Here is a 6,334-nt window from a genome sequence, read left to right as displayed (position 1 = left end):
GAACGAAGGCGCCAAGGGGTTCTACCAGGGCAAGACCGCCGACCTGTTCGCGGCATCGATGAAAGAGGGCGACGGGCTGATCACGAAGCAGGACCTGCTCGAATATCGCGCGGTGTGGCGCCAGCCGATCGAGGCGAACTGGGGCGGCTATCGCGTGATTACGGCGCCGCCGCCGAGCTCGGGCGGGATCGGGCTCGTGCAGCTGCTGAAGATGAAGGCGGACCTGAAGCAGGACTTCGAGGGTGTGAAACTCAATTCGCCGCAATACATCCATCTGGTCGCGGAGATCGAGAAGCGCGTGTTCGCGGACCGTGCGCAGTACCTGGGCGATCCCGACTTCTACAAGGTGCCGGTCGCGCAGCTGACCGACGATGCGTACCTCGCGAAGCGCGCGGCCGAGGTCAACCCGAAGGAGCCTTCGGACACGAAGAGCGTGCAGCCCGGACTCGGCACGTCGATGCCTGAAAAGGCCGAGACGACGCATTTCTCGGTGGTCGACAAATGGGGCAATGCGGTGTCGAACACGTACACGATCAACGGCTACTTCGGTTCCGGGATGATCGCGGAAGGCACCGGCATCGTGCTCAACGACGAGATGGACGATTTCTCGGCGAAACCGGGCGTGGCGAACATGTTCGGCGTGGTGGGCAGCGACGCGAACGCGATCGAACCGAAAAAGCGGCCGCTGTCGTCGATGTCGCCGACGATCCTGACGAAGGACGGCAAAGTCGCGCTCGTGATCGGCACGCCGGGCGGTTCGCGGATCTTCACGTCGATCTTTCAGGTCGTCAACAACATCTACGACTTCAAGATGCCGTTGAAGGAAGCGGTCGGCGCGATGCGCTTCCATCACCAGCTGCTGCCGCCGAACACGATTTTCTGGGAACCGTATCACCCGATTGAGGGCGAGCTCGCGAAGGCGCTCGAAGCGCGCGGCTACACCCTGAAGGGCCAGGATTTCAGTGGCGATATCCAGGTGATCCAGATCGACGGAAACGTGCCGGAGCCTGTGGCCGATCCGCGCGGACGCGGCGTGACGCGGGTGATTCGGTAAGGTGCGAACAGGCGTGGCCGTTAATGGCCGCGCATTCGGTATCGGACGCCGGGCGCCTGCCCGGCTTTCATCAAATTGACGTATGCGCCTGCGATAATGGCGCGTTTTCGCTGCGCCATTGAAGGAGGCCCTCATGGACGACAACGATACCCGTACCGATGCTGAATCGAAGGAGGCGCGTCAGCGCCGGCTCGAGGAGGACCTCGTCGACGCGTACGACGAGGAGCTCGAGATGGAACTGGACGACCGCCGTTTCGATGAGGGTGAGGATCTGCTGTTCTCACCCGAGCGGCGCGAGGCGCGCAAGCGCTACTTCCGCGAGCTGTTCCGGCTGCAAGGCGAACTGGTGAAGCTGCAGGACTGGGTGGTGAACGCCGGACACCGGCTCGTCGTGATTTTTGAAGGGCGGGACGCGGCGGGCAAGGGCGGCGCGATCAAGCGCATCACGCAGCGCCTGAACCCGCGCGTGTGCCGCGTCGCGGCGCTGCCTGCGCCAAACAGTCGCGAACGCACGCAATGGTATTTCCAGCGTTATGTCGCGCACCTGCCGGCCGGCGGCGAGATCGTGTTGTTCGATCGCAGCTGGTACAACCGCGCGGGCGTCGAGCGCGTGATGAATTTCTGCTCGGACGAGGAGTACGAGGAGTTTTTCCGGTCGGTGCCCGAGTTCGAGAAGATGCTCGTGCGCAGCGGTATCCAGATCGTGAAGTACTGGTTTTCGATCACCGACCCCGAGCAGGAGCGGCGCTTCCAGAACCGTATCGACGATCCGTTGAAGCAGTGGAAGCTGAGTCCGATGGATCTGGAGAGCCGGCGGCGCTGGGAGGCGTATACGGCGGCGAAAGAGGAAATGCTCCAGCGCACCGATATCCCCGAGGCGCCGTGGTGGGTCGTGCAGGCCGTCGACAAGAAGCGCGCGCGCCTGAACTGCATTCATCACCTGCTGAGCCAGGTGCCGTATCACGACGTTCCGCGTCCGACGGTCGACTTGCCGCAGCGCGAGCATCATCCGGATTACATCCGCCGGCCGGTGCCGGAAAGCATGATCGTTCCGGATGTGTACTGAGCATGGTGGATTGCGGCGCGTTTGCCGAGGCCATGCTTGTCACGCCTTTATCGGAAAGGACGCGCGACGTGCGGGATGTGAATGGAGGCGCAATGCACCGGCGCACCGTTCGTTACAGGGTGGGAAAGCCTGCGCGGCCTTGAGTGAGGTCGAATAGCTCGACGCGGGCCTGATCCTCGGCGGTGACGGGAAGCCGCACGACGAGACGCACGGTCATTCCGTAGGCGCTGTCGGCCAGTTCGTAGCCCGCTTGCTCGATCCATCGGCGGACACGCGCCTCGTCCGGATAGCCGATTTCGATCGCAAGACGCGTCAGGCGGATGCGCTCGACGCGCTCGGCATCGATGAGGGTGGAAGCGATTGCGTCGGTATAGGCGCGCACGAGGCCGCCTGCTCCGAGCTTGACGCCGCCGTAGTAGCGCACGACGGCGCCCAGCACACCGTCCAGATCATGATGGCGCAGCACTTCCAGGATCGGCCGGCCCGCGGTGCCGGACGGCTCGCCATCGTCGGACATGCCCGACTGGCCGCCTGCGAGCAGTGCCCAGCAGACGTGCGTTGCGGTCGGATGCGCATCGCGAAGTCGCTGGAGCTCGCGCATCGCCGCGTCGCGATCCTCGACCGGGATCGCAAATGCGATGAAGCGGCTTTTGCGGATTTCGAGTTCCCGGGTGTAGGTGGTGGCGAGGGAGTAGGGCATGGTCCGGGAAGGGGCGGTTGTACAAAAATCAAATGGATAGGATGGCTGCTGCGCTGCATCGATGCGGATGCATGCGGACATGATTTGCCTGCATGGTGCCTGCACGAGTCGAGCGGCATGGAGCGGAGAATTTTACCGTGGTGCGCGTCGATGCATTTCGGTGTCATGCAGGCGAGATGCAGTCAATCTACCGGGATGCCGAGGCGCCGGGATTGGGGGCGAGGGTTACATCAACCGGAGCGTGCGCCCATGTGTTCGAGTCGCGATTGTTTGGAGCTGCAATCGGTCTGACGGATCGACGATCCGCGAACCCGGGATTTGCAGCGGCACTGGTGAAAACAGCGCGGATGAATACGCTGGTCGACGAAGGTGGCGATCCTGGCGCGCTGAAAGCCGAGCAATGCGCCGCCTTCCGCAAGAAGATCTACGAATCGATCGACGCCTTGCGGAGCGATCTTGATGCGTGGCTCGACCAGTACAACAATGAACGCGAGCATCAGGGGCGATGGTGTTACGCAAGACGCCGATGCGTACCTTCCTCGATTCACTGGAACTCGCCAAGGAGAAACTCGTTCCTCATTGATCGCTTCTCCTCTAACGGCCCGACTACCTGTCAGATCGAGTTCCGGCTAATACACGTAAATGATGTGGCAGCAAGCCATTGAACGTGGCTCGCCTCATCGCCTGACCCGAGCAAATCTCAGTCAGCCGTCACAACCGCATGGCCGTCGATTAGACAATATACGGGGATTGTCGCGTTGCCGTTACCGGCACGCCGATACCGTGCCCACGGATCAACATTTCGCCAGTCGGCTAATGTGCCGGGGAACGTGCTTTTCGGCAGCAGATCGCTCTCCTGCCTCAACATGACGACGCCGATGCAAAGGCGTTCCAAGAAATCGTAGACTTCATTGGCGTTCATGAACGGCGACCGCCAGGGCTCGAAGGGCATTTCAGTCGCCTTGCTTTCCTTGTATGGCGAAGGCCCGATCACATAGTCACGGATCACGCTGCGCGGCACGGCGTGTTCGAAGTGATAGACCGCGCGAGGCTCATCCTTGTTGTACGCTTCGAGTGCGCTTTGCGACCAGTAGGGGCAGCCGGTCGTTGGTACTTTGTGGTAACTGACCAAGGTCGCGGACACATCGCTGCGCGATGTGTGACGGAGCCAGCTTCGTTTTCTTGCAGCCGCGTCGAATTTTCCGTACCACTCGGGCCATTCTATCTGGATCTGTTCGAGCACCGCTCTTCTCGTGGCGAACGCGAATTCGTCCTGCTGGAGCACGCGAAACAGGTCTTCTGTCATGCGTCGTTTGCTTTCGTAATGCCGTGATGCTGCCGCCATTTCCAATTTCCCCGTCGAAGTGCTGTTTTTCTGATGTCATGTCCCATGCGATGTCCTACTGTCGACTCCGCTTCGGTTAGGCCTGGCGGTCGGAGGAATGGGGCGTGCATCTGGATTGCCGCATTAGCCTCGGTCAGGGTCGGGCGAGTAACCATAATACCTCCCGTCCCAGGCACGTTGCTTGAGCGTTGCACCGGCACCGAACCAGGCGGCGTCGATCCGGTGATCATCGGTACGGGCACGACGATGGTGATCGACGTATGAGCCGGGCGGGACGAAGGAAAGCAGTGAAAGGAAAGACGCGGGCGGGGTCAGTCGGGATAGACGGTGAAGGTGCGTCCGCACGCGAAGTATCGCCAGTTGTTCAGAACCTTGAGGTCCAGCGCTTCGCCCAGCGCCGCGCCAGTGGTGCAGCCGGCTGCGCCAGCCAGGAGCTCGGCGAGGACGGCGCCCGCGATACCACCGCATACAGCGCCAATGGGGCCGCCAAGCGCGCCGATGACCGCGCCGGTCTCCGCGCCGGACAGCGAGGCGGCGACCGCACTCGTCGCGCCCGCCGCGGCGCCGACGGCGCTGCAGATTCGTCGCGCGATATGGCGTTGCTCGGTGCGGAACGACTCGCACGACGGACACGGATATGTCACGTCACCGATACCGGGACGGTAGCGCGGTGATTCGCTGGCATCTGGCTGTTCCATCTGGTATAGCTCGTGGTGGCCGCGCTTCCACGCGTCGTCTTCGTCCTCGTCGCCGTACTGAAAGAACGGAGGGCGATCAGGCATGAACGGGGGCCTCGCGTTCAAGGGCGCGGGCGTCGTGTCGGACCTTGCTCACGTACTTGCAGTGGCACGCGGCGAGCAACGCGCCGCTGAGAAAGGTGAGCGCGAAGGCGGCGAGATAGTCGAGGGGAGAAGGGGAGAGCATTGCTGGACTCCGTGCGCCGATCAAAACCGGCGAGATGTAGTGAATGAAGCGGACATACGTTGCAGGCATAGCCATCCGCTGGCATGCGAGCAAGCAGTGTGGAGGTCGCTGCAAAACCTCCTGAGCGAAGTGCATCGAGGCGAAATCGCATCGGCGGAGCAGCCGTCGCGGGCTGTGCTCAGGAGGGTTATATGTGATTCAAAAATTCTGGATTGCAGGATGTGGACGCAAGCGTTTGGACCAGTGTGTGTTGTAAATCGGAGACACGACGGAGTGATGTGCCAATCCCGATCAACATGGAGTTATCTGATTGTTCGCGTGATCGAAAATGTCAAGAGTGTAATCTTTGATTTGTCCATCTTCCTTTATCCGATCAAAACACCTTCGTATTTTTAATGTGCGTTTCGAGTAACCGGTATGGCTTTATATTGAAAGGCGCAGATGCCGACGTTCTCAAGGGTTTTTATCGGCAGATTGACGTCTGCGCGGAAATTGAGCAGGTGTCAAAGTGGTTCGTAAGCATCGGTAAATGCATCGAGAATTTTGGCTGCGTGAAGCTTTAAAAAATGTATTCGAAGTGTCAAATTTCACTGAGGGAAACAAGTGTTTCTGCCTGTATTGACTTTGGCGTATTTTGATTGAGTGTCTGTATGGTGGCCTGCGTCGACCTTCGTCGATGAGAAGTGCAGTACTTCCTTGCAGTCTCTGACACTGTGTTGGCAAGTATTTCGATAAATTTCGGCGTGAGAGACCAACCATTACGCCGCTAACAAGTGAAGAAACGAGAAACTTCGGCCGCGTTGATTTCGGCGTTGGCGAGCGTTTCTGCGCTAGCCCAAGGCGTTCCGCCATCCGAAACTACGTCCGGCCCACAAATCCAGCGTTTGCAGCAACAGCAACTTGAGGCCACCAAGGAACTGAATCCACGCCCCAAGGCATCGCAGCAGTTTGGGTTGAACGTCGGTACGGCACTGACTGATGCGCAGATGCGGTCGGCCTCGTTGCTCGTAGGTCATTTCCAACGCCCGCACGACCAAATCGGCGTCCGGGCGCGTCGAGAAAGCCAAACCGACAACTCGCCGCGTGAACAGGTCGAGCACGACCGCCAGATAATGCCAACGGCCTTGTGCCCAGACATACGTGATGTCGCCGCACCAGACCTGATTCGGCGCATCAACCTCAAACTGACGGTTGAGATGGTTCGGAATGTCGATCCGCTCAACCGTCGCCTGCTTGTACGCATGG

Annotated in this window: 6 protein-coding genes and 2 pseudogenes; 3 read left to right on the top strand and 5 right to left on the bottom strand. The window is 60.4% G+C overall.

Translation table 11 applies throughout. The annotated features are described in order from the left end of the window. Both KH616_RS19980 and ppk2 read left to right on the top strand, forming a co-directional pair. A partial coding sequence (locus KH616_RS19980; protein WP_292250105.1) for a gamma-glutamyltransferase family protein occupies positions 1-1,054 on the top strand: 1,054 nt, incomplete at its 5' end. Positions 1,055-1,187: 133 nt separating this feature from the next. Beyond that, positions 1,188-2,120: a polyphosphate kinase 2 gene (gene ppk2, locus KH616_RS19975; RefSeq protein WP_292250103.1), complete on the top strand. Its 933-nt coding sequence runs from the start codon at positions 1,188-1,190 to the stop codon at positions 2,118-2,120. A 112-nt stretch (positions 2,121-2,232) separates the two neighbouring features. Here the strand turns inward: ppk2 and KH616_RS19970 are convergent, their stop codons facing one another. Beyond that, a complete protein-coding gene (locus tag KH616_RS19970; protein WP_292250101.1) occupies positions 2,233-2,820 on the bottom strand; it encodes a YigZ family protein in 588 nt (195 codons plus the stop codon). A gap of 407 nt (positions 2,821-3,227) precedes the next feature. On the opposite strand from KH616_RS19970, the pseudogene KH616_RS19965 reads away from it, so the two are divergent. Continuing rightward, positions 3,228-3,403: pseudogene (locus KH616_RS19965) on the top strand (IS481 family transposase); the annotation flags it as partial. A gap of 117 nt (positions 3,404-3,520) precedes the next feature. Here KH616_RS19965 and KH616_RS19960 read toward each other — a convergent pair. From KH616_RS19960 to KH616_RS19945, 4 genes and pseudogenes are all read right to left on the bottom strand, one after another. Continuing rightward, positions 3,521-4,126, bottom strand: a complete 606-nt coding sequence (locus tag KH616_RS19960; protein ID WP_292250099.1) for a hypothetical protein — start codon at positions 4,124-4,126, stop codon at positions 3,521-3,523. Positions 4,127-4,476: 350 nt separating this feature from the next. Further along, positions 4,477-4,947, bottom strand: coding sequence for a hypothetical protein (locus KH616_RS19955; RefSeq protein ID WP_292250097.1), 471 nt, complete (start codon positions 4,945-4,947; stop codon positions 4,477-4,479). Further along, positions 4,940-5,089, bottom strand: a complete 150-nt coding sequence (locus tag KH616_RS19950; protein WP_292250095.1) for a hypothetical protein — start codon at positions 5,087-5,089, stop codon at positions 4,940-4,942. Before KH616_RS19950 ends, KH616_RS19955 begins: the two co-directional genes overlap by 8 nt. A 989-nt stretch (positions 5,090-6,078) precedes the next feature. Beyond that, positions 6,079-6,334, bottom strand: a pseudogene (locus KH616_RS19945) (DDE-type integrase/transposase/recombinase); the annotation flags it as partial.

Source organism: Burkholderia sp. (assembly GCF_018375725.1).
GTDB lineage: Bacteria > Pseudomonadota > Gammaproteobacteria > Burkholderiales > Burkholderiaceae > Burkholderia.
This window is presented reverse-complemented; position numbering and strand designations above follow the sequence as displayed.